1 protein-coding gene and 1 pseudogene are annotated in these 2,905 nt (G+C 42.5%); one reads left to right on the top strand and one right to left on the bottom strand.

Going from position 1 to position 2,905, the window contains the following annotated elements; translation table 11 throughout:
- Nucleotides 1–442 precede the first annotated feature (442 nt).
- The gene (acsF, locus tag GNF10_RS36160) at nucleotides 443–1,498 is read right to left on the bottom strand and encodes a magnesium-protoporphyrin IX monomethyl ester (oxidative) cyclase (RefSeq protein WP_185585676.1); all 1,056 of its coding nucleotides are present in this window, start codon (nucleotides 1,496–1,498) and stop codon (nucleotides 443–445) included.
- 218 nt (nucleotides 1,499–1,716) lie between these two features.
- On the opposite strand from acsF, the pseudogene hemF reads away from it, so the two are divergent.
- Nucleotides 1,717–2,786: pseudogene (hemF, locus tag GNF10_RS36155) on the top strand (oxygen-dependent coproporphyrinogen oxidase).
- Nucleotides 2,787–2,905: the final 119 nt, after the last annotated feature.

The following is a 2,905-nucleotide window of genomic DNA, read 5'->3' as shown; positions in this document are numbered from 1 at the left end:
ATATTTGACATACTTAATACGAATATTTACTGCATAAATTTTATAAAAACCTTATTTATATAAACATTCTTTGGATCGGCTGAAAAATGTACTACTCAGTAATATCAAATATCAACACTGCTCAGAATCCTTTACGGCCAGAATGCTGCACGCAATATAGTGATCGCACTTTTGCCAGAGTGTACTAGTGTTTTTCTTGACTCAGCACTAAGTTTTGTCAATCAAGTAAGAGGCAGAATAGAAATATATTGCAATACAGTTCAGATAAGACCAAAACACTTGTAGAGACGGCGATTTATCGCGTCTCAAAAAACCAAAATTTTTGCCCTTAGCCCAAGCGTATTGAAATATATTGGTGAATTTGGAGGGCGATGCCTACTGCTGTAAACTACGCATTTTGTAGAATCATGGAATGCGTATTTTACAGCAGTAAGTGCCAAATTTAACGCACAGTTTCCCGCAAAGCTTCAGCATCAACGGGTTTAATCAGATAAACCAACAGTAGATTCCAAACAATTGCTGCAATCAAAGGTAGTTTGCGAATCAGCTTCACAACTTTGGGTACAGAACTGCTTTCAATCTCTGCAATTTTCATGTTGTAACCCGCACAGCGTTGTAGGCGTGGGAAAAACTTGGGATGTTCGGTATTCAACATTACAGGGAAAGCTCGTCCCGCAGTCTCATTGGTATTACGAACAACTTCGCGGTCAAATTTCGTCGCATCAAGTCCCAACGAAGTGTAAAAACCAGCCCGTTCATGAACTGTCAAAGTGTGGGTAGCAAATACCGATAACAAGAAAAAGCGACTCCACAACCTAGCTTTCCAGTTGTTCCACAGTTGCGGTTGAGAACGTAAAAGCGCCTTGAATATATCCCCGTGACGGTTTTCGTCCTGACACCAACTCTCAAAATATTGAAAGATCGGGTAAAACTCGTTTTCTGGGTGCTTTTCTAGGTGTCTGTAGATAATAATGTAACGCCAGTACCCGATTTTTTCTGATAAGTAAACGGTGTAAAGTACCCACTCAATTGGGAAAAATGTATAGGTGCGGGTTTTAGTAACATTGCCTAAATCCAGGGAGAGTTTAAAATCGCCCATTGCTTTGTTGAGAAATCCGGCATGGCGAGCTTCATCACGCGCCATCAGTTGAAATATTTCCGCTAGCAGTGGACTGCGATTTTTCAGCTTGCGGGATAGTTCTTTGAATAGCAAGAAACCGGAAAATTCAGAAATGCAAGAGCGCTCCAAATACTCAATAAATGCCTGTCTTGCTTCACCCTCAATATGTTCCCAAGACTGGTTAAACACCTCATCCCGAACAAAATGATGACGGTTGTAATCTGTCCGCATTTCTGCCAACATTGCCTTTAACTCCGTCTGCTGGGCAGACAAATCCAGGTTGGCGGCAGTTTCAAAATCTGTAGTGTAAAACCGGGGGGTGAGTACAGTTTCTTTGCTGGGGGTTTTAATTTCTGGCTTGGGTAGGGTATTAACCATGTGTAATGCGACAATCAAGTAAATAGTCCTATAGTTATAAAGTTATAATAAATATGATTCTTTTGCCAGACCTCTTTACAATCCTTCAGTAAAAGAGGAAATGCCCTACAGAGTAACCCGTGTATAAGTCCTAAATTGATTAAGTTTTGAAACTTCTCTAAAACTAATAGATGAATAACTATATAGTTGTATACAGGAAAAGTTTTAGAGGCTTTAACATGGGTCGTCATTCTGATAATTCTCTGCAAGAATCTACAAATAACATAGTATTGGCATCACCTCCCAACATGATACCCAAAGATTCACGGGAGCGAGTGCAGCAATTCATGCAGAACTTACAGGATGAGATTTGTACAGGCTTAGAGCAACTTGACGGGGAAGCATGCTTTCATCAAGACTACTGGAAGCGAGTAGAAGGAGGAAAAGGACGTACCCGCGTGATTCGAGAAGGGCGGGTGTTTGAACAGGGTGGCGTGAATGAACTTTTCCGCAGTTTGGGGAAATGGACTACCGCCTGCAATTTTTTTTGGCTCAACGACCAGAAGCATCGGGACATAAGTTTTTTGCCACGGGAACTTCTATGGTGTTGCATCCCCGCAATCCTTATGTACCAACAGTACATCTTAACTACCGCTACTTTGAGGCCGGCCCAATTTGGTGGTTTGGTGGAGGGGCTGATTTAACTCCGTCTTATGCCTTTGTAGAGGATACAGTTCACTTTCACTCCTCCTTAAAACGTGCTTGTGATAAACACCATCCAGAGTATTATCCAGTTTTCAAACGCTGGTGTGATGAATACTTCTACTTGAAGCAACGTCAAGAACAACAAGGCATTGGTGGTATCTTCTTTGACTATCAGGATGCAAGTGGAAAGCTTTATGTTGGCGATCAAATAGATAGTCCGGCAGCACTCTACAGTCAGCAAGTAGGAACGGTATCTCGTAACTGGGAAGATATCTTTGCCTTTATCCAGTCTTGTGGTCAAGCATTTTTACCAGCCTATTTGCCCATTGTACAACGACGGCAGGAAATAGAGTATGGCGATCGCCAGCGCCAGTTTCAACTATACCGTCGAGGTCGTTATGCAGAGTTTAATCTGGTGTACGACAGGGGAACAGTTTTCGGTCTGCAAACTCAGGGACGAGCGGAATCTATTCTCATCTCTCTACCACCTCTAGCACGCTGGGAATATTGCTACGAACCAGAACCAGGTACGCCGGAAGCACGGCTCACGGAAATCTTTCTCCAGCCTCACGATTGGACGAATGAGGCCATAATAACTTCCTGAAAAAGAAAAGCCTTCTCAATTAATGTTGAGAAGGCTTTTCTGAATAATATCCCTGGCACCGAGCTATTTTTGCGTAGGGCGACCCCTAAACTATCGTTGCCGCAACAGCGTTTCACGTC

It is taken from the genome of Nostoc sp. UCD121 (assembly GCF_014222285.1).
Taxonomy (GTDB): domain Bacteria; phylum Cyanobacteriota; class Cyanobacteriia; order Cyanobacteriales; family Nostocaceae; genus Nostoc.
Note: the sequence above shows the minus strand (reverse complement) of the source record. Positions and strands in the feature narration are given on the sequence as shown.

Excerpts from the sequence above, each read along its gene's own strand:
- acsF (WP_185585676.1), bottom strand. The coding sequence starts at position 1,498 with ATGGTTAATACCCTACCCAAGCCAGAAATTAAAACCCCCAGCAAAGAA.